At 41.8% G+C, this 20696-nt stretch carries 21 protein-coding genes; 3 read left to right on the top strand and 18 right to left on the bottom strand.

Features of this window, described 5'->3' with window-relative positions:
• Positions 1 to 176 precede the first annotated feature (176 nt).
• Positions 177 to 1001: a polysaccharide deacetylase family protein gene (locus tag H5163_RS12255; protein WP_182735235.1), complete on the top strand. Its 825-nt coding sequence runs from the start codon at positions 177 to 179 to the stop codon at positions 999 to 1001.
• Here H5163_RS12255 and H5163_RS12250 read toward each other — a convergent pair.
• The 14 genes from H5163_RS12250 to yceD all read right to left on the bottom strand — a co-directional run bounded on the left by H5163_RS12250 (position 998) and on the right by yceD (position 12797).
• Positions 998 to 2851: a metallophosphatase gene (locus H5163_RS12250; protein ID WP_182735234.1), complete on the bottom strand. Its 1854-nt coding sequence runs from the start codon at positions 2849 to 2851 to the stop codon at positions 998 to 1000. The two genes, H5163_RS12255 and H5163_RS12250, sit on opposite strands and share 4 nt — an antisense overlap.
• Positions 2852 to 2858: 7 nt before the next feature.
• The gene (locus H5163_RS12245; RefSeq protein ID WP_145233593.1) at positions 2859 to 3638 is read right to left on the bottom strand and encodes a TatD family hydrolase; all 780 of its coding nucleotides are present in this window, start codon (positions 3636 to 3638) and stop codon (positions 2859 to 2861) included.
• 11 nt (positions 3639 to 3649) lie between these two features.
• A complete protein-coding gene (locus tag H5163_RS12240; RefSeq protein ID WP_145233592.1) occupies positions 3650 to 3976 on the bottom strand; it encodes a PilZ domain-containing protein in 327 nt (108 codons plus the stop codon).
• A 7-nt stretch (positions 3977 to 3983) separates the two neighbouring features.
• Complete coding sequence (gene holB / locus H5163_RS12235) at positions 3984 to 4880, bottom strand: DNA polymerase III subunit delta' (protein ID WP_149982363.1); 897 nt, start codon at positions 4878 to 4880, stop codon at positions 3984 to 3986.
• A gap of 1 nt (position 4881) precedes the next feature.
• The gene (gene tmk, locus H5163_RS12230; protein ID WP_149982364.1) at positions 4882 to 5511 is read right to left on the bottom strand and encodes a dTMP kinase; all 630 of its coding nucleotides are present in this window, start codon (positions 5509 to 5511) and stop codon (positions 4882 to 4884) included.
• A 54-nt stretch (positions 5512 to 5565) separates the two neighbouring features.
• Entirely contained in the window at positions 5566 to 6567 is a 1002-nt protein-coding gene (gene mltG / locus H5163_RS12225) for an endolytic transglycosylase MltG (protein ID WP_149982365.1), read from the bottom strand.
• Positions 6561 to 7403, bottom strand: a complete 843-nt coding sequence (gene pabC, locus H5163_RS12220) for an aminodeoxychorismate lyase (protein ID WP_259399809.1) — start codon at positions 7401 to 7403, stop codon at positions 6561 to 6563. Before pabC ends, mltG begins: the two co-directional genes overlap by 7 nt.
• 54 nt (positions 7404 to 7457) lie before the next feature.
• Positions 7458 to 8696 carry a beta-ketoacyl-ACP synthase II gene (gene fabF, locus H5163_RS12215; protein WP_149982366.1) on the bottom strand — a complete coding sequence of 413 codons (1239 nt, stop codon included), beginning with the start codon at positions 8694 to 8696 and terminating at the stop codon, positions 7458 to 7460.
• Between the two features lie 118 nt (positions 8697 to 8814).
• A complete protein-coding gene (gene acpP / locus H5163_RS12210) occupies positions 8815 to 9051 on the bottom strand; it encodes an acyl carrier protein (RefSeq protein WP_016707440.1) in 237 nt (78 codons plus the stop codon).
• 240 nt (positions 9052 to 9291) lie between these two features.
• Complete coding sequence (gene fabG / locus H5163_RS12205; protein ID WP_145233587.1) at positions 9292 to 10038, bottom strand: 3-oxoacyl-ACP reductase FabG; 747 nt, start codon at positions 10036 to 10038, stop codon at positions 9292 to 9294.
• 12 nt (positions 10039 to 10050) lie between these two features.
• Positions 10051 to 10977, bottom strand: a complete 927-nt coding sequence (gene fabD / locus H5163_RS12200; protein WP_145233586.1) for an ACP S-malonyltransferase — start codon at positions 10975 to 10977, stop codon at positions 10051 to 10053.
• A 59-nt stretch (positions 10978 to 11036) separates the two neighbouring features.
• Positions 11037 to 12080 (bottom strand): phosphate acyltransferase PlsX, encoded by a 1044-nt coding sequence (plsX, locus tag H5163_RS12195; protein WP_145233585.1) that lies wholly within the window; start codon positions 12078 to 12080, stop codon positions 11037 to 11039.
• 12 nt (positions 12081 to 12092) lie between these two features.
• Positions 12093 to 12263, bottom strand: a complete 171-nt coding sequence (gene rpmF, locus H5163_RS12190; RefSeq protein ID WP_002962381.1) for a 50S ribosomal protein L32 — start codon at positions 12261 to 12263, stop codon at positions 12093 to 12095.
• Positions 12264 to 12272: 9 nt separating this feature from the next.
• On the bottom strand, positions 12273 to 12797 hold the full coding sequence (gene yceD / locus H5163_RS12185) for a 23S rRNA accumulation protein YceD (RefSeq protein WP_145233584.1): 525 nt from the start codon (positions 12795 to 12797) through the stop codon (positions 12273 to 12275).
• A 142-nt stretch (positions 12798 to 12939) separates the two neighbouring features.
• On the opposite strand from yceD, the gene H5163_RS12180 reads away from it, so the two are divergent.
• Positions 12940 to 13533, top strand: coding sequence for a nucleoside triphosphate pyrophosphatase (locus tag H5163_RS12180; protein ID WP_182735232.1), 594 nt, complete (start codon positions 12940 to 12942; stop codon positions 13531 to 13533).
• Between the two features lie 18 nt (positions 13534 to 13551).
• Here the strand turns inward: H5163_RS12180 and H5163_RS12175 are convergent, their stop codons facing one another.
• Both H5163_RS12175 and rluC read right to left on the bottom strand, forming a co-directional pair.
• The gene (locus H5163_RS12175; protein WP_182735231.1) at positions 13552 to 14196 is read right to left on the bottom strand and encodes an HAD-IA family hydrolase; all 645 of its coding nucleotides are present in this window, start codon (positions 14194 to 14196) and stop codon (positions 13552 to 13554) included.
• Positions 14193 to 15152 carry a 23S rRNA pseudouridine(955/2504/2580) synthase RluC gene (gene rluC / locus H5163_RS12170; RefSeq protein WP_182735230.1) on the bottom strand — a complete coding sequence of 320 codons (960 nt, stop codon included), beginning with the start codon at positions 15150 to 15152 and terminating at the stop codon, positions 14193 to 14195. The genes H5163_RS12175 and rluC overlap by 4 nt, the downstream gene beginning before the upstream one ends.
• 626 nt (positions 15153 to 15778) lie before the next feature.
• Between rluC and rne the strand changes: the two genes are divergently transcribed.
• Positions 15779 to 19246, top strand: a complete 3468-nt coding sequence (gene rne, locus H5163_RS12165) for a ribonuclease E (RefSeq protein WP_182735229.1) — start codon at positions 15779 to 15781, stop codon at positions 19244 to 19246.
• A gap of 202 nt (positions 19247 to 19448) precedes the next feature.
• Here rne and H5163_RS12160 read toward each other — a convergent pair whose 3' ends face one another.
• Positions 19449 to 19907, bottom strand: a complete 459-nt coding sequence (locus H5163_RS12160) for a GFA family protein (protein ID WP_182735228.1) — start codon at positions 19905 to 19907, stop codon at positions 19449 to 19451.
• A complete protein-coding gene (locus tag H5163_RS12155; protein ID WP_182735227.1) occupies positions 19888 to 20619 on the bottom strand; it encodes an alpha/beta fold hydrolase in 732 nt (243 codons plus the stop codon). The genes H5163_RS12160 and H5163_RS12155 overlap by 20 nt, the downstream gene beginning before the upstream one ends.
• Positions 20620 to 20696: the final 77 nt, after the last annotated feature.

Below are 20696 nucleotides of genomic sequence, written 5' to 3'. Positions count from 1 at the left end.
AATCGCCCCTAGGAAGAACCCTTTGGGCAGCGCATGTTTGGAATTTATACTGCGTTATCGCCTATTTATGGGGAACAACCACACTACATAGGCTCTGCCTTGCCTAAATACCAAACATACTGCTGCAAAATTAATCATAAAAGGTCAACACGCCCAAAGAAAGTGTAAGGACTACCATGTTAAAAATATCTTCATTGATCATGACTATTTCAGTACTGTCATTCTCTGTTATTGCCAATCCTGAGTCGCAAAAATACCTTGGTTTTAATTACCCGCATAAAGCGCAAAATGCTGTGAGTATCACGTTTGATGATGCCCGTCACAGCCAAGTCGATGTTGGCGCTGCGATTTTGAACAGATACCAAGTCAAAGCAACTTTTTATGTTTCCCCTTTTAACGTCAAGCAGCGCCTAACTCAGTGGCAAGACGCGGTAAAATCGGGCCATGAAATTGCAAATCATACCAGCAGCCACGTATGTACAGGGAATTTTGAATGGTTAAGAGCACAAGACTTATCACTTGAACACACTACACTCAAGTGGCTTGAAAATGATATTTTATCAGCGCAGCAATACCTAAAAGATCATTTAGGAGTGACCCCTCGCGCCTTTGCTTATCCGTGCGGCAATACATTTGTTGGCCGGGGCATTGATACTAAGAGCTACGTGCCTTTAATCGCTAAACATTTTGACAGCGGCCGAACTTGGTTAGATGAGTCAGCTAATAATCCTAATTTTACTGATTTTGCACAGCTAACAGGACTTAGGATCGACGGAATGAGTTTTGATGAAATCATTACCATGCTGGATCAATTACGGGAAAATAATGCTTGGTTGATTTTAGCGGGCCATGAAATTGGTAACGGAGATCAATATACCACTGACGCAAAAGTACTCGAGCAATTGCTTGTTTATCTGAAAGATCCTGCTAACGGTTATTGGTTAGATACAGTAAGTAACGTTAGCGACTATGTAAGACAACAGCGCAAACCATTAAATTAATCATTGCTTAAATCAAACTCTGTGGTGCGATTATCGGGATGGAGTAACTGATAACGCGCCAGCTTCCCTTGTTGTAATTCAATCAAACTAATCGCTGAATCACTCACCAAGTATTTTTGCCCCTCCCCGATGGTTTGATGTTTATCGACTTCCATCTGCCAACGCTTTGTAAAAAAGTTTAACGGGCTTTTCGGCGCGTATAAAATCGAGTCTAACTTATCCAGCACGTTAATTAATTTACGCGGAAACTCATTTTTAATACCACTGGCAGTAAGTTGCCAAATTCTATTGGGGTGCTTACCAAAGCGTTTCTGTACGGAAAAACAGAATGAGTAATGTACATCACCCGATAAAATAAGCGTTTCTTTAGGGGTATCGTCACGGCGAAAGGTATCCAGTAACTTTTTAGCTGAGCCTTCGTGGGCCATCCAGTTTTCAACATCAACTAATAATGGCTGTCCGCAAATATTAAACAATGACTGAATAGCTTCAATTGATTTAACGCCAAACACCGGTGCGGGTGAGACAATGATCACTTGTTCATGAGTCACTAAACTGTCTTCGAGCTCAGTGAGACGCTCCCAATCAAGTAGACCAGAGGGCTCATTAAAGTTTTGCTCATTACGCCAACGATGAGTGCGGGTATCCAGCACGACCACTTTAGGCACAGTATTCAGCTCATAATGCCAATGATTAAACTCGAGAATGGTTTTATCAAACGCTTTAAATTGCCATTGTTTTTGCTCAGAAAAACTCGTCTTAAACGCATCAAGTAAAGCGGCTGTTTTATGACCTGCATCATTGCCAAAGCCTTGCATCAGCCAATAACTGATCAAGCCATTATTAACAATACGGCGGCTAACTGGATGTTGGTAAATAACCTGCTCCCAACCAGCCGTCAAGTTCCAATCATCGGTAACATCATGATCGTCAAACATCATTAACGTTGAAATATTTGCCAGTAGCACCTGAACGTGTACTAAGCCATTTTTAAAATCCGTTAAAGCTGCTTTTTCATTATCAAAAACTTGCTGGCATTTGGGCGAGCTTGCTTGATAGCTAATACTATCAAAGTCAATTAAGTCCCACAGTAACGGGCTAAAATTGAGTAAATAAAGGGCTATAAACTCTTCAAAAAAGATCAAGTGATTTGCAGCTTTTAAGCTTGAAAAATGTGGCTCATCTTTTTTTAGCCAATAGCCAACCCCTATTTTATTGCGTTTTTGCCAAGGGACCGTCGGTAAATATAAGTGGCGCTGATAAAGTTGTTCACTTAACTGTGCAGGTAAATCAATTGCCAGTGGTTGCTCTTGGTATATTCCTAATACGCTGATCAGTCGTTCAATTGCTAATAACATCGCACCAGCAACATCATCGGCATACACTTGATCACCAGAGAGCAGTAAAACATCCGCCCCGGTTTGATTTACACTGCGATTTTGCTGTTGAAAATCATTCGCAGCCACTAAGCTATCTTTTGCAGGATGATGTGGGTTACGGCATGAGCCATGTAAAATCTGCTCAAGTTTTTGCGGGATCACAAATTCAGGGGTGGCTTTTCCTTGATAACAAAAATCACTCAAATCAACGTCTAAGTTGCTGTTTAATAGGCGGTAGCTGATCAGCTGATTAACAGGCAATGTTGCGGCAATCGGTTTTACGATCACAAAGTGCAAGTAAAGATGAGTACCTAAAGCAATGCTCTGTTGCTCACTAAAAACGTCTATATCATCAAATTCAATACTAAATTGTGATGCTACCGACGTTGAAAACTGTATGCAAACCTCTGCAGCATCAGCTCGGCGCACCATCGGCCCCATTATTAATAGAGGGAGTGATGCTGTGCTCATATGCTAATTAACCTTTGTTCACTAAGTTGAACAATGAGTAGAAGTTTTCCGTAGTCGCTTTGGCTAGCTCTTTGTAGCTAATACCTTTTAAATCAGCAATGTAATAAGCAACATCTTGCACATAAGCGGGCTGATTAGTTTTCCCACGATACGGTACTGGCGCTAGATAAGGCGAGTCTGTTTCGATTAATAATCTATCAAGAGGGATTTGTTTAACAACATCTTTAAGCTCTACGGCATTTTTAAAGGTCACAATGCCAGAGATAGAAATATAAAAGCCTAAGTCGATGGCTTTTTTAGCCATATCCCAATCTTCAGTAAAGCAATGCAATACACCACCACACTTTTGTGCGTTATGTTCACGCATTAAGTTTATGGTGTCGTCGCGCGCATCGCGAGTATGAATTATAAGTGGTTTTTGTAACTCGTTCGCCACTTCAATATGACCCACAAAACTTGCTTGTTGCACGGCATGGGTGTCTTTCGAATAATAGTAATCAAGCCCTGTTTCGCCAATTGCTACTACTTTATCGTGGCTTGCTAAATCAATTAAGCGTTGTTTATCAAGTGCGTCTTTTTGATCAAGCGGGTGAACACCACACGAGGCAGAGACATCACTATAGCCTTGAATTTTTTCTAGCATACTAGGGAATTGATCAAGTGTGACACTCACACATAAAAAGTGTTCAACTTGTTTAGCCCGTGCACTATCAAGTACTTGGTCTAAGTTTAAATCGAGTTTATCAAAATCGAGTCGGTCTAAATGGCAATGAGAATCTACAATCATGTTACTGCTTACTACATGGTATAAGTTGGATTACCAGAGTTTAACATAGTCCCTAGTAGTTTTTCGATCTTCACATTTAGGTTAGTTTTATCATCGATAAAACTAATACCAATGCCCGGTGGATTAGAACTTTGCGCGCCTTGTGGCGTGATCCATGTAACTTTTCCGGTTATTACATCATCTTCAAGCGCATCCGGTAATGTCACTTTTAATGCCAATGAATGACCCATCTCATAACGCATATTAGTGCGCACAAATAGTCCACCATTTTTTAAATACGGCATATAGCAGCGGTATAATTCATCTAGATCATCTAAATCGACTAATAATTCTTGCACAATAATCCTACTTATAGCTTTTACGTAAACGATACGCTAAACGAGACACGGCCAACGGCAAGTTCAATCCTAATATCTGTGTACTGTTTTGCACAAATTCGGCCAATGCATTTTGCGCACTCTGATATGAATCAAAATCCATTCCAGCAATGAGTTGTTGTTTTAATTGTTCGCTTAAAAATAAACAAAAGACGCGAACACGCTCTGTATCTTTACTGATAATATCAACTAACGCACTGAAATTATGGCCTTGTTTTAGCTCAGTTGCAAACTTATACAATTCATCGATTACTTCCAGCTGCTCATCTTGTTGCCAACGGGCAATCAATAATGGCTGCTGGGTAAACATTTTTAACCATGGATATGCAGGAACGTGCAGTTGGGAAATCCAATTCATAGCAACATTGGCGTCATTCACTTTTACTTGTGTAAGCGCGCAGCGACTTAAAATAGTGGCCGGTAATTGCGTTGTCGCACTCGTTGTTAGTAACAAAAATCGCTGCGGGCTGGGCTCTTCTAACGTTTTAAGTAAGGCATTGGCCGCCGCTGTGGTCATTTTATGGCAATCATTGATCACCACCACTTTATTGGCATTTTGCGCCGCTGATTGATGCATGAAATCGCTGACACTGCGAATATCATCCACACCAATGCTTTGTCCATCAGCTTGCACTACATATTTGTCAGGATGAGTAACCGCTTGATTTAAATGGCAGCTCTTACAATGCCCACAAGGGACTAAGTTAGTTGCAGACAAGCACAATAATGCATTAGCCAGCTGCTCCACTAAGGCGCGCTTACCAACACCTTGTTGACCATTAAATAATTGTCCATGGTGAAAACGCCCAGCATTAAAACTGGCTGCTAATTGCTGCTCAACATTGCTAAGCCAAGGATAAATCATGTTAATTGTTACTTTTCATAAATTGTTCAAGCACGGTAATAATATCTTGATGTACTAATTGCATACTTTGACCTGCATTAACTGTTTTAATAGTGTCATCACTATTTGCGAGTTCTAAATAGCGTGCGCGGGTACGTTCAAAAAAACTCAATGCTTGTTGTTCTATACGATCCAGTTCACCGCGTCCTTTCGCACGGGCAAGGCCCACCGCAGGTTCAATGTCCAAATAAATGGTCAGATCTGGTTTTAAACCTTTTAATACAATATTGGCGAGAGAATCTAACGTAGTAGCGGCAATTTCACGTCCGCCGCCTTGGTAAGCCTGCGATGATAGATCGTGACGATCGCCTAATACCCATTGTCCTTTAGCAAGTGCTGGACGAATAACATTATGTAGCAGTTGCGAACGGGCTGCATACATCAGCAGTAATTCTGTTTCGCTGGCAATCTGTTCGACATGGTTATCTTTTACAATAGTGCGCAGTGCTTCAGCGATGGGTGTGCCGCCGGGCTCGCGTACATTAATAAAATCAACTTTGTGCTGCTCTAAAAACTGTTGGCAAATTGCTATAGCTGTCGATTTACCGGCCCCTTCTAAGCCTTCAATCACAATAAATTTTGCTGCTGTCATGATCTCTCTTTTTAGTTTGAAAAAGCATTAATCGGCTTTCTCGTTTTATATTCTTTACTCTGATTTGCTTAACTGTTTTTGATAACGTAAGTAATCTTGTACTGCTTTGTTATGTTCTTTTAAGGTTTTAGAAAATTGATGGCTACCATCGCCTTTGGCAACAAAATAAAGGTACTCAGACTCAGGTGGATTGACTGCTGCAAGTATTGCCGCTTTTGACGGCATAGCAATCGGCGTAGGCGGTAAGCCATTAATTTTATATGTATTATACGGAGTATGATTAGTTAAATCTTTACGTTTTATATCACCATCAAAGTCAGCACCAATGCCATAAATCACGGTTGGATCAGTTTGCAAGCGCATTTTTGTATTTAGTCTATTAGTAAATACAGAGGCTATTAATGGCCGTTCGCTGGCAAGGCCTGTTTCTTTTTCAATAATTGAGGCCATAATCAATGCTTCGTAGGCCGTTTTAAACGGTAAATCAGCAGCCCTGTTTTGCCAAGCCTCATCAAGTACATTTTGCATTATTTTATGCGCTCGTTTGAGCACTGAGCTTGTCGTATCATTAGCATGATAATAATAGGTATCAGGAAATAACCACCCTTCTAAATGCTGCTCAGAGCCGACTATTTGCTGAGATAACTCACCAAGACTTAAATCTTGACGAAGATACTGGGCTTTACTTATTGCCGCTAACACGTCACGAAGTGACTGACCTTCAATAATTGTAAAACTAAAGCTTACTTGTTTACCTTGATTGATTTGCCGAATGTTATCAAGCACCGTGGCGTTATTAAGTTGATATAAACCAGCTTTTAAATCCGTCAGTGTCGGATCGAGTTTCGCGAGTATCTGATAACGTAAGCACCCATCTAACCATTTTTTTGCTTGCCACTGTTGGCAGAGTTGATTAAACCCCGTGCCTTTTTTAACTTCAAACAACGTATTCGCTGGCGCTTTTAAACTACTGTTAATAGTAGCTTGCAACTGTTGATAACCAACTCCAGTTACCAATAATGCTAGCAACACAATCGATATAATCACTCTTAACACGCAGACTCCTTGGTAAATAAACCATGCAATAATACTAAACTATTTGCTAACTCAAATTGCATACCATCAATCGCTGTAACAGGCACAATTCCCATTAAGCTATTACAACTAAATACTGCCTCCATTTGCAGCAATTGTTCTAGCTTAATATCAGTAAATTCAATGGTTAACTTATCACACAGTGATTGCAGATAAACCCCTTGAATGCCACAGTTTTGCAAACTTGGACTAAAAACTCGACCATTTTTAATAGCAAAAATATTTGCCGCAGAGGTTTCAATCACATTATTGTGATAATCACACACCAGTACATCATCACAATCTTGCCCTTGCATGACGCGTTTGATCATTACTTGCTCTAAACGATTTAACGTTTTCAAACCAGCAAGCAATGGTTGCGATGCAAGTTGCACAGGACTGATAGCGAGTTTAATACCTTGTTGTGCTAATTGAGCGTAGTGTGAAGGAAACGGTAATAGCGACAGTACAATCAATAAATTGCTTTGTTCAGGAAGGCCATAACCACGCCCTCCTTCACCACGTGTAACCACTATTTTTAATACGCCCAGCGAAACCGTCTTAATATACTCAGCGATTGCTTGCTGCAGCGCCGATAAATCCAGCTCACCAAAACTAAGTCGCTGCGCGCATTCAACTAATCGTGCACTGTGAAGTGGCCAATGCTCTACTTGAGCATCAACTATTTTTGCAGTTGTAAAAAAGCCATCGCCATAATTAAAGCCGCGATCATTGCTACTTATGCTAACGCCTTGCTGTGGCGTGACTAATTTTATTGTTTGCGCTATGTGAGTTTTTTGTTTTGGCATATTTTGCATATAAAAAAGCCCAGTAACAACTGGGCTCTTATTTTGTCTCGTTGTTAAAAAAGATTATACCTTTTTAAATACCAACGAGCCATTAGTACCACCAAAACCAAATGAGTTACATAATGCGTAATCAAGTTTCGCATCACGAGCCGTGTGTGGAACGTAGTCCAGATCACAGCCTTCATCAGGGTTATCAAGATTAATTGTTGGTGTTACTTTTTGATCTTGTAACGACAAAATAGTGATAATTGATTCAACAGAGCCTGCTGCACCGAGTAAATGACCCATCATAGATTTTGATGAACTCACCATCACATCTTTGGCAGCATTACCAAAAATTGACTTAACTGCAGAAGTTTCTGCTTTATCGCCAGCGTTAGTCGATGTACCGTGAGCATTAATATAACCCACTTGATCTGCATTGATTTGCGCATCGTTTAAAGCATTTTCCATTGCCAAGGCTGCACCGGCACCATCTTCTGGTGGCGACGTCATGTGATAAGCGTCGCCGCTCATACCAAAACCAACCAACTCAGAGTAGATTTTTGCACCTCGGGCTTTCGCATGCTCGTATTCTTCAAGTACGATAACACCTGCACCATCAGCAAGTACAAAGCCATCACGGTCTTTGTCCCATGGACGTGATGCAGCTTGCGGATCGTCGTTTCGGGTTGATAACGCACGTGCAGCGTTAAAACCACCCATACCAATTGGCGTTGAGGCTTTCTCTGCACCACCGGCAACCATCGCATCAGCATCACCATAAGCAATCATGCGCGCAGCGTGACCAATGTTGTGTAAACCTGTTGTACAGGCTGTCACGATAGAGATATTTGGACCACGTAGACCGTGCATAATCGATAAATGACCAGAGATCATATTGATAATGGTCGACGGCACGTAAAAAGGAGAAAGCTTACGTGGGCCACTGTTTAATAACTTTATGTGGTTTTCTTCAATAAGTGTTAAACCACCAATGCCTGAACCCACAGCAACACCAACGCGGGCTGCGTTTTGCTCTGTGATCTCAAGGCCAGAATCTTGTAGTGCTTGTACACCTGCTGCAATGCCATACTGGATGAACAAATCCATTTTTTTAGCATCTTTTGCCGGCATATAGGCTGACGCATCAAAATCATTCAGCAAACCAGCGAACTTGGTGCCAAAACTAGATGTATCAAAATGAGTGATAGTTTGGATACCACTTTTGCCATTTAACAAGCCTTGCCAGGTTGATTCAACATCATTACCTAGCGGCGTCAACATTCCTAAGCCAGTTACGACGACTCGACGTTTAGCCACGGTTTGCCTCCAATAAGGGAATTATTATTTTTCTGGTGGGTATTAATACCCAAATGCGTGGAAATACAGGGTATAGATAGATTAAGGGCAGCGAACGCTGCCCTTAATATGCGATTGATTACTCAGCGTGAGCCGTTACGTAATCGATTGCAGCTTGTACTGTAGTGATCTTTTCAGCTTCTTCATCTGGGATCTCAGTATCGAACTCTTCTTCAAGAGCCATTACTAATTCAACAGTATCAAGTGAATCTGCGCCTAAGTCATCAACGAAAGAAGCTTCATGCTTTACTTCTTCTTCTTTAACACCTAGTTGCTCAATGATGATTTTCTTTACGCGTTCTTGGATGTCGCTCATTCTTCTTTCCTTTATTAAAAACGCCAATGCGTTATTTTCAGATTGCGGCGTAGTTTACGGCGCATAATTCTGTGATTCAAGGATTTGCTGATAATTTTTTATCTGGTCAAACCTCTTGACGGTTATTTGTGTCTTTTATCGCTTATTTTCAGCACGAATTCAAGTATGTTTAAAGCAAGTTAACAAAAAATTCAACATTTTTCGACAAGCCGCCTCAAAACAAAATAGGAACAAAGTTCCTTACACCATGTACATCGCACCATTTACGTGCAAAGTTTCGCCTGAAACATACGCTGCTGCATCAGATGCTAAGTAACATACTGCGGCGGCAATTTCATCCGGTTGGCCTAAACGCCCAGCAGGAACATTAGCAAGCGTAGCTGCTTTTTGCTCGTCAGTTAAGCTGTCGGTCATATCTGTTTGAATAAAACCAGGAGCAACTACGTTGACTGTAATACCACGAGAAGCAACTTCACGCGCTAACGACTTAGAAAAACCAATTACACCCGCTTTAGCTGCTGCGTAGTTAGCTTGCCCTGCATTACCCATTGTACCAACAACTGAACCTATATTGATAATTCGACCGTTTTTCTTTTTCATCATCGGGCGTAACACTGCTTTAGATAAACGAAAAACTGAGCTCAAGTTAGTATCAATGATATCGTCCCACTCTGCATCTTTCATACGCATAAGTAAGTTATCGCGGGTAATACCAGCATTATTTACTAATACGTCGATATCGCCTAAATCTGCTTTTATCGCAGCAAGTGTCGCCTCGATCGACGCAGGATCAGTTACGTTTAACGCATAACCTTTACCATTCTCGCCTAAGTATTCGCTGATATTTGCAGCACCAGACTCGCTGGTTGCAGTACCGGCAACTTTAGCACCTTGTGCTACCAATGTAGTGGCGATTGCTTTACCAATACCGCGACTAGCGCCTGTAATTAGGACAACTTTGCCCTCTAACGAAAATAAATTTGCCATTTTTTCCTACTCTTATTTTGCTTCGTCAATGGCAGTTTGGCTATTCACCGAACCACATACCATTGCTTTATCAATGCGTTTAGCAAGACCCGTTAACACCTTCCCAGGGCCAAACTCGTAGCTTTGGGTAATGCCCTGCGCTACCAATGCTTGTACTGTTTCTGTCCATCGTACTGGACTGTATAGTTGACGCACTAATGCATCTTTAATAGCGTCCGCTGAACTTGCAGCTGTTACATCAACATTATTAATTACATCACACTTAGGTGTATTAAATGTTAAAGCAGCTAAATCTTTTGCTAATTTTTCTGCCGCTGGTTTCATTAGTTCACAATGTGAAGGTACGCTTACCGATAAAGGCAATGCACGTTTTGCACCGGCTTCTTTACACGCTTCTGATGCTCTGTCTACTGCGGCTTTATGACCTGCAATCACAACTTGACCCGGTGAGTTATAGTTTACTGGTGCAACCACTTCACCTTGTGCTGATGCCAAGCACGCGGCTTTAATTTCGTCATCACCTAAACCAATGATCGCAGCCATTGAACCCACGCCTGCTGGCACAGCTTCTTGCATATATAAACCACGGTTTTCAACCAATTTTACAGCTTCGCCTAAGCTCAACACATCAGCACATACCAGCGCTGAGTATTCACCTAAACTGTGACCTGCCATCGTTACGTCTGCATCTGGATTTGCAGCAAGCCATTGGCGGTAAATTGCCACTGATGCTGTTAATAATGCCGGTTGCGTACGATGGGTTTGATTTAATTCTTGTTCTGGACCATTAAGTACTAATGCAGCCAAATCATAACCAAGTGCCGCTGATGCTTGCGCAAACGTCGCTTTAACAATATCAGATTGCTCTAATAGTTCACTTAACATACCCACAGATTGTGAGCCTTGACCCGGAAAAACAAGTGCAATTTTTTGTGCCATACTTTGCTCTTTTAATTAAACAAATAAATAAATGTTTAAGTACACACCTGACATAGTAATTAATCGTCAGTTGCGACTTTTTTAGTTGAATGTGTTTGCTCGAAGATAGCTGCAATTTTTTCAGGAAGTTGACGTTCCACCTCTCTAGCAGCTTCGTCGATAGCAGCATGAAATGCTTTAGCTGAGGCATTTCCATGGCTTTTTACGACAATACCGCGCAATCCTACCAGAGAAGCGCCGTTATACTGGTCGGGGTTCACCCGTTTATAGAGTTTTTTTATTACTGGCTGTAACATAAATGCTAAACATTTATAGAAAAAGTGCTTTTGCAGTGCTTTGGTAAGCTTAAACATAATGAGCTTGGCAATCCCTTCACAGGTTTTCAAAGCCACATTGCCCACAAAACCTTCACAGACGATCACATCTGACTTACCAGTAAAAATATCACTACCTTCGCTGTAACCAGTATAATTAAGGTAGCTACATTGTTGCATCAGTTGTGCAGCTTGTTTGATATCTTCATGGCCCTTAATGTCTTCGGAGCCAATATTTAATAAACTCACTTTTGGACTATCACAGCCCAGTGCTTGCCCTGCGACAACCGAACCCATAATGCCAAATTGATATAAGGTTTGTGCATCACAATGCACGTTCGCACCTAAATCAAGTAAGTAAACCGGATTTTTTCGCTCAGTTGGCACAGCCGAGATCAATGCAGGACGTTTTACGCCTGGCAACATTTTCAGCACATAGTGAGCCATAAATAATAATGCACCGGTATTTCCGGCACTAACGCACGCTTGTGCCTCACCTGATTTAACTAAATCAAGAGCAACGCGCATTGAGGAATCTTTTTTAGATCGCACAGCAGAAGACGGTTCACAGCTATTGGTGACTACTTGACTACAATGACGAATTATTAAACGAGGATGAGATAGAGAATCGAGAGACTCGAGTTCTTTAGATATTACTTGTTCGTTGCCACATAAGATCAGTCTTAGGTTGGCATTTGCATTTACCGCGTTAACGGCTGCGGGGATAGATGAACGGGGGCCATAATCGCCCCCCATCATATCTAACGCAATTGTTAGATTGGTCAGCATAAAAGCAATCTCTTATTTAGAAATTACTTGAACGCCTTTGTAGTAACCATCTGCAGTCACATGGTGACGACGATGAGTCTCACCAGATGTTTGGTCTACAGTTAAAGTTGGACCACTGATCGCATCGTGTGAACGGCGCATGCCGCGTCTTGCACGAGACTTTTTGCTTTTTTGTACAGCCATAGTCTTCTCCTAAGAATCTTTCTTAAGTTGTTTCAAAATATCAAATGGATTTGGTTTATCATCTTCCGCTTTTAAAACACCAAAGCTGGCAGGCTTTGCTGAATAACTGCATGAAGCTTCGTTGTGGGTAGCAACTAATGGCACGGCTAAAATTAGTTCGTCTTCGATTAAATCAAAAACGTTAACTTCACCATTTTCATCAAGCGCTACTTCATCGTAGTCTTCTGGAAAAATCTCTAACTCTGTATCCTCACCGACTGGTGAATAAACAAAGTCTTGAACCAAATCCAACCCTAAATCACCATTACAACGTTGACAAGTGACAGTAACATGTGTGGACAAATTGCCTCTAATCACAGCGAAACCTTGATCATCGTTTTTGCAATGAATTTTTACCGCTATTTCACCTACTTCTTCCTGCACAACTTCCCGTAAACGAGTAAGTTTTTCAAGCGGTACAATGCCGTCATACTTTAAACGGTGTTGCGCTGCCTTGCCTGGATGAAGAGTGATGGGAATTTTCACCTTTTGCATAGGGGCTGCATCATATAGATAGTTACTTGGTTAGTCAAAGTAAAAAACCAATTTTAGCTGGTTTTTCGCGATTCATTTCTTTGTTTTGCCAACGGATCTGATTTATCCTAACTCAATCTAATTTTCATTAGGAAAACAATCCATGCAGCACCCGCTTATTTTAGCCTCAAGTTCACCCTTTCGTCAGTCTTTATTGCAAAAATTTAATCTGCCGTTCGACAGTTTTTCACCTGACATTGACGAATCAGCACTACCCAATGAAGCCCCTGTTGAACTTGTAAAACGCTTAAGTGAACTCAAAGCACGCGCAGCCACTGCCCTTTTTAAACAAGGCTTAGTAATTGGCTCTGATCAAGTTGCCGTATTTGAGCAACAAATCTTAGGTAAACCACACAACAAAGAAAATGCTATTAAACAACTGAGTTTATTTAGCGGTAATACAGTCACATTTCTAACGGGCTTATGTGTTTATGATATTCAAAGCAATAAAACAAAAACCCTAGTTGAACCCTTTAATGTTACATTTAGAACACTGACACAAGCACAAATATCTGCTTACTGCGACGCAGAGCAACCCTACAATTGTGCAGGCAGCTTTAAAAGCGAAGGCTTAGGTATTTGTTTATTTGAAAAGCTTAGCGGTGATGACCCTAATAGCTTGATTGGTTTACCACTTATCAAACTCAGCCAATTATTGACTGAGTTTGGTATGGATGTGTTAAGTAATCAAGACTAACTATTTATTCGCTACGACTTAAACTAAACGCGCAGCTAGTTGCTGATACGAATCAACTGTCGCAATCGGTATAAACTCGTTTAGCTGCTGGGCGTTATGCACCCCCATAGTTACACCTAAACGGTCAATATTGGCCGCTTTTGCCATCGCCATATCTATTTTAGTGTCGCCAATCATCAGCGCATCATCATGGCTAATATTAAGTTCATCCAGCAGTTGCAACAACATATCAGGAGCTGGTTTTGACAATGCATCATCACTGGTGCGGGTCGCTACAAAGTAATCCCGTAACTGTGTTTCATCCAGCAAGCGTTCAAGGCCGACTCGGCTTTTGCCGGTAGCAACAGCTAACAATACGCCACGGTTTTTTAATGCCGCTAAAGTCTGTTCTACATCAGCAAATAAGGGTGTAGGCGTATTATCAAGATGTTTATACTGATGCTTATAACCGGCGATTAAATCAGCGTGTAAATGGCTCTGCTGAGGAAATAACACCGTCACGGCCTGCTCAAGTGATAAACCAATGATATTTTTAACCGCCTCGTCAGTGGGGCAAACTACACCACAGACTCTCGCTGATTGATGCATACAGTTAACTATTTTAGCCACTGAATCCATCACCGTGCCATCCCAATCAAATATAACTAATTTATAGGGTTTCACGGTTTTGCGGCACGTAACGTTTTAATACAATTAGCCAGCGCTTTATCAAGCGGCGCTTCTACTCGCATAGTAGTTTCATTTTTTGGATGATAAAAACTCAAATCGTGCGCATGTAAAAATAATCGCCCTAATCCCACTTTACGCATCGCCGCATCAAATGCTTGGTTGCCATATTTATCATCACAAGCAATTGCATGACCTTTACATTGTGTATGCACACGAATTTGGTGAGTACGACCTGTTACTGGTGATGCCTGCACTAACGAACATTCAGCAAAGCGCTCCAGTACTTTAAAACGAGTATGTGAAGGTTTACCTTCAATGTTATCCACACGTACTACTCGTTCACCTGATTGTAGGGTGTTTTTACGCAGCCCTTCGGTGACATTTTTAGTTTTAGAATCCCATTGCCCATCAACCAATGCCCAGTAATTCTTTTCCATGGTTTTTTCACGTAACTGTTCATGCAAGCTGGTCAACACTGAACGACGTTTCGAGATTAACAAACAGCCTGATGTATCACGGTCTAAACGATGTACAAGCTCTAAACTGCGCTCATCTGGGCGCAATACGCGCAATGCTTCAATTAAACCATAACTGAGCCCACTGCCGCCATGCACAGCCATGCCTGATGGTTTGTTAATGACGATAAGGTATTTATCTTCAAATAAAATAGCCTCTTCAAGTTTGGTCACTACATCAAGATTTTTAGGCACAAACTCTTCACGTTCAGCTATTTGTATTGGTGGAATACGAACGATGTCATCGAGTTGTAATTTATACACAGGTTTGATGCGTTTTTTATTAACCCGCACTTCCCCTTTGCGAAGAATTCGATACACAGCGCTTTTAGGCACCCCTTTTAAATGAGTAATAAGAAAGTTATCAATCCGTTGACCTAAATGGTCTTCGGTAATCGTGACGAAAGATACTTGTAAGCCGGTTTTTTCTGACATTGCCTAATCACTGATTTAAGTAAAATAATTTTAGTTGCTAACACAGTTATAATAATGGGATAATCACCGTCGCAAATATATATTTGCAAATAACAACGGTGCTTTTTAACACATTAAAACATTCGTGATGCACATTCTGGGTAATTGATCATACAGATCCGAGATAAGTTTTCCAAAGCTTTTATACATACCCAGTTTACACGTGCCTTCAATTAACTCCGATGCGTGTAATATATCGCCAGTTAAGTTTGAGCATGAAGTGTTATTTAATGTTGATGAAAAAAGCAATTTGAACAGATAATTTGTCTGATCGTGACGGCGTACAATACGCCGTTCAGCAGATGTGTTGTAACCGTACAAGTTAATTTAATTAATGGTCGACTCTGGACAGAACTCGAATACGTCACTGTAAAAAAACAGCCGATAGTTTTGGCACCATAATAGAATTTAATAACGTGACAACACGTTATTGTCAGCCAGCACCATAAAGATACTTAGAGTACGGATACAGTACCAAGCTCCCCCCACAGACCCAGTCGTGAGATTGTACAAAAAGAAGCGATGGGAGCAACTGAACAGGCGAAAAGTTTCGTCATGTCAGAGACATAACACAGTAGAGTAACAATATGAAACGTATGCTAATCAATGCGACGCAGCAAGAAGAAATGCGCGTAGCACTGGTTGATGGCCAGCGCCTGTATGATTTAGATATCGAAAGCCCGGGTCACGAACAAAAAAAAGCCAATATTTATAAAGGCAAAATCACTCGTATAGAACCGTCATTAGAAGCCGCCTTTGTTGATTACGGCGCTGATCGTCACGGATTCCTTCCTTTAAAAGAAATAGCCCGTACTTACTTCCCACAAGGTTATACTTTCCATGGTCGTCCGAATATTCGTGACGTGATCAAAGAAGGTCAAGAAGTTATTGTCCAAGTAGACAAAGAAGAACGCGGCCAAAAAGGCGCAGCCCTCACCACTTTCATTAGTGTTGCAGGTAGCTACTTAGTCTTAATGCCTAATAACCCTCGTGCTGGCGGTATTTCTCGTCGTATCGAAGGTGATGAACGCACTGAACTTAAAGAAGCTTTAAGCCGTTTAGAACTGCCTAAAGGCATGGGTTTAATCGTGCGTACTGCCGGTGTTGGTAAATCGTTTGAAGAACTAAACTACGATTTAAAAGCGCTGCTTGTTCATTGGGATGCGATTCAGCAAGCCTCTGATGGCGGTAAAGCACCGTTCTTAATTCATCAAGAAAGCAACGTGATTTTCCGTGCGATTCGCGATTATTTACGCCGTGACATCGGTGAGATCCTAATTGATAAAGCCCGTGTATTTGAAGAGGCTAAAGCGCACATTGAGCGTTTTCGCCCTGACTTCATGAGCCGTGTAAAACTTTATCAAGGTGAAGTGCCTCTTTTTACTCATTATCAAATCGAAAGCCAAATTGAGTCTGCGTTTCAACGTGAAGTACGCTTACCTTCTGGTGGTTCAATTGTTATTGACCCAACTGAAGCACTTACTTCTATCGATATCAACTCATCTAAAGCCACTAAAGGCGGCGATATCGAAGAAACTGCGCTTAATACCAACTTAGAAGCTGCAGACGAAATTGCTCGCCAATTACGTTTACGCGACTTAGGTGGCTTAATCGTTATCGACTTCATTGATATGACACCACCGCGCCATCAACGTGAAGTAGAAAATCGCTTAAAAGATGCTGTTCGTCCAGATCGTGCCCGTGTACAAATTGGTAAAATTTCGCGTTTTGGCTTACTTGAAATGTCGCGTCAGCGCCTACGCCCTTCATTAGGTGAAGCGAGCCAAGGCCCATGCCCACGTTGTAGTGGTCAAGGTACTATTCGTTCAAACGAGTCGATTGCATTGTCAATCCTACGTTTAATCGAAGAAGAAGCGATTAAAGACAATACCTCACAAGTTAATGCCCAAGTACCTGTAGCGGTTGCCTCATATCTGTTAAATGAGCAACGCCGTAGCGTGCATCGCATCGAAAAACGTCATAACTGTGATGTGGTGATCATTCCAAATCAACATATGGATACACCACATTATGAAGTAATGCGTTTGCGTAAAGATGAAACAATTGAAGCAGCAAGCTACGAGCAAATCACATTACCTGAACAAGAAGTGTATGAAACATCAAAAACACCAACGGTCGCGGTACGTGAAGAGCCGGTGTTAAAAGGCGTAGTTATGCCATCGACACCAGCACCACAAGCTCAGGCTCAAGCAGCCCCAGCAGCGGCACCACAAAGTGTTGCAGCCCAGCCGCAGGTAAGTTTATTTACTACCATCAGCAATTGGTTTAAGGCTTTATTTGCAACGCCTGCTGAGCAAACAGAAAGTAAAGAGCAACAGCAGCAAAAAACAGCGAGTGAATCTCGTAATAATCCACGTCGTAACAATGACGGTGATACACGTCGTCGTAATAACCAACGTCGTCGTAACAATAATTCACGCACTAAACCGCAAAGCGAGCGTACAGAAAGCGTAGCTGAAGAAACGCCAGCAGTTGAAAACACGCAAAACAACGAGCAACAGGAAAGAAACGATAACCGTAACAAACGTCGTCGCAATCCTAACTCACGTAAGCGTAACGATAACCGTAACGATGACAGCAAAGTAGTAGCAGAAAAAACCGAAGCAAAAGCTGACGTAAAAGACGTTGCACCAAGCCAAGATGTCGTTGTTGAAGCAACGGAGCAAAAACCTAAGGTTCGTCGTCAGCGCCGTAACTTACGTAAAAAAGTTCGCCTACAAGATGAAAATGCACAACCGGCTACAACCAACAATGACGCAGAGCAACAAGCTACGCCAGTTGTTGATGACAAGCCAACTAAGCCAGTTGTAACTCAAACTGAAGAAGTTAAAGCACCTGTTGAGGCTACTGCTGTTGAAACAACGGCTGTTGAAGCGCCTGAGCAAAAAGCTGAACAGAGGGCACCAAACGAGCAAGAGACAGTAACATCGACTGATGAAGAGCAAGGCCAAACGCGTACGCGTTCACGCCGTTCTCCACGTCATTTACGTGCTGCTGGGCAACGCCGTCGTCGTCCTGAGGGTGAAGAAGCTACGCCAACGCAAGGTACACAACCACCAGCATTTATTCCAGTTGCAGATCAAGCCGCTGCTGAATATGAAGCTGAGTTAAAAGCCAAGCAAAATAAGCAAGCTGCAGAAGTAGTTGAAGAAAAACCTGCCGTTGCTGAATCAGCTCCAGAAGTGGTTGAACAAGCACCTGTTGCTGCTGAACCTACTCCAGAAGCGGTTGAACAAGCACCTGTTGCTACTGAACCTACTGAAGAAGTGGCTGAACAAGCGCCTGTTGCTGCAGAACCTACTGAAGAAGTGGTTGAACAAGCACCAGTTGCTGCTGAACCTACTGAAGAAGTGGTTGAACAAGCGCCAGTTGCTGCTGAAGCAACTGAAGAAGTGGTTGAACAAGCGCCAGTTGCTGCTGAACCTACTGAAGAAGTGGTTGAACAAGCACCTGTTGCTGCTGAACCTACTGAAGAAGTGGTTGAACAAGCACCTGTTGCTGCTGAAGCAACTGAAGAAGTGGTTGAACAAGCACCAGTTGCTGCTGAACCTACTGAAGAAGTGGTTAAACAAGCGCCTGTTGCTGTAGAACCAACTCCAGAAGTGGTTGAACAAGCGCCTGTTGCTGCTGAAGCAACTGAAGAAGTGGTTGAACAAGCGCCTGTTGCTGTAGAACCAACTGAAGAAGTGGTTGAACAAGCACCAGTTGCTGTAGGACCAACTCCAGAAGTGGTTGAACAAGCGCATGTTGCTGCTGAACCTGCTTCAGAAGTAGTTGTTGAGGAAGCACCAATGGCAGAGACTAAGCCTACTGCAAAACCTGTAGCGCACACTAAAACAGTGATCACTTCAGGTAAAGCAAGTGCGCCAATGGCACAACCTACTGCCGTTGCAGATAGCGAAGTCGCCCATACGCCAAAAGCGATGGCACACGACAAACGTGACGCTATTCCAGATAGCGGCTTACGTGCCGGTTCTATCAAACCAGCTGGTCGCGCGAATGCTGCAATGACTAAAACCATGAGTGTTGACTAACACTTTTGGTTTAGCTTAAAAGCACACTAAAAAGCCGCGTTAATGAAAATTAACGCGGCTTTTTTAATAGCAGTTATAAGGTTAAAAAGAACGATTTACTAGGCTCTAGCCTAAGCAGAGATATTAGATAAATAGTGATGGAAAAACAAACAGCACATTGCACTTGTTATTTATAAAAAGCGCATGAAGGATAATGCTATATTTATCCTTGTTTTTGCGCATACTCATGAAGCAATTCAGGAAACTTTTCCTGCGGTGGAAACTTACAAAAACTGTGCTTTGCCCCCGTACTCGCCCACTCAAGTTTTTCATCCGTGTAAGTTTCAATGAATGGTTTGTAGGTGCGAGAGTCATCTAGCATTGTTGAGCGAACATTTACAAAATCATCCAAACCTTCTAGGTGGGTAAATAACCAGCTCATACAATGTCCACAAAAAAAGTGCTGCGTACTACTGTCATGCAGCCCGCCAATAACAGGCGCTCCAGATGTAATAGAAAAGGCAGCTCGTTGAAATAATGAGCTTAAGCTAAATGCGCTAGACGTCATTTTCTGACAGCCAGTGCAATGACAAGCCATAGTGATCATTGGCTTTGCGCTAACTTCAAACTTTACCTGTCCACAACGACAATGGCCTTTTGTTTTATGAGATATACTGTCCATTATAATATTCCTTTAAGTTCAATTTTATCAACGCCGATGCTACGTTGAATCTATTACAAATAACCTTAGCACATGCTACAGGGTTTGATTGCGCTATAAAATGTCCGCCTTCAATCTCAACTTGGCTGAAGCTGGAACACATTGACGCTAAGTACTTCACCGCACTCGCGCTTACCAGTAAATCTCTACTAGGGCGAATATAAGTCACAGGGCAATCTAACTCGCACTGTTGTTTTGAAAGGCCAGCTATGTTGCCTAATCTTAATTTAAGTTTACGTTTATTCGCTGTTTGCAGCGAAGCAAATACGGGATAAACCAACGTTTGGCCACCCGTTAAACTAAAACCAAACAGATAAAGTAGCTTTTTACTTAAATAATTTGCTGACAGTAAGCTAACGGGTAAAAAGCCTGCCAACTTAGATAACAAAGAAGGCGCTGAGATAAAGCTGGCCAAAAATACGATGCCTTTCACACGACTGCCAAGTAGCTTATAAAGCTCACAAGCCACCGGCCCAGAATAAGACTCCGCGACAATATAAATATCAGTATCTTTAAAACGCTTTGCTATTTCTGCCGCTTGTTTAGCATAAGTTACGCCTTCAAGTGATTCATATGAGATCACTTCAGTATTTATATTTTCAGGCAAGTTTTTTGTCAATTTAGCAAACAGACGGCCAGTCCCGTCAAGGCCAGGAAGCAGTATAATTTTCATATTTAAATTCAGCACCCAACGTTAGCATTCAAATACTTGAACTTTGATTTTGGGCAAGTGCTTTTGTGCACAAAAAT

The organism is Pseudoalteromonas sp. SG44-8, assembly GCF_014164125.1.
Classification (GTDB): domain Bacteria; phylum Pseudomonadota; class Gammaproteobacteria; order Enterobacterales; family Alteromonadaceae; genus Pseudoalteromonas; species Pseudoalteromonas rhizosphaerae.
This window is presented reverse-complemented; position numbering and strand designations above follow the sequence as displayed.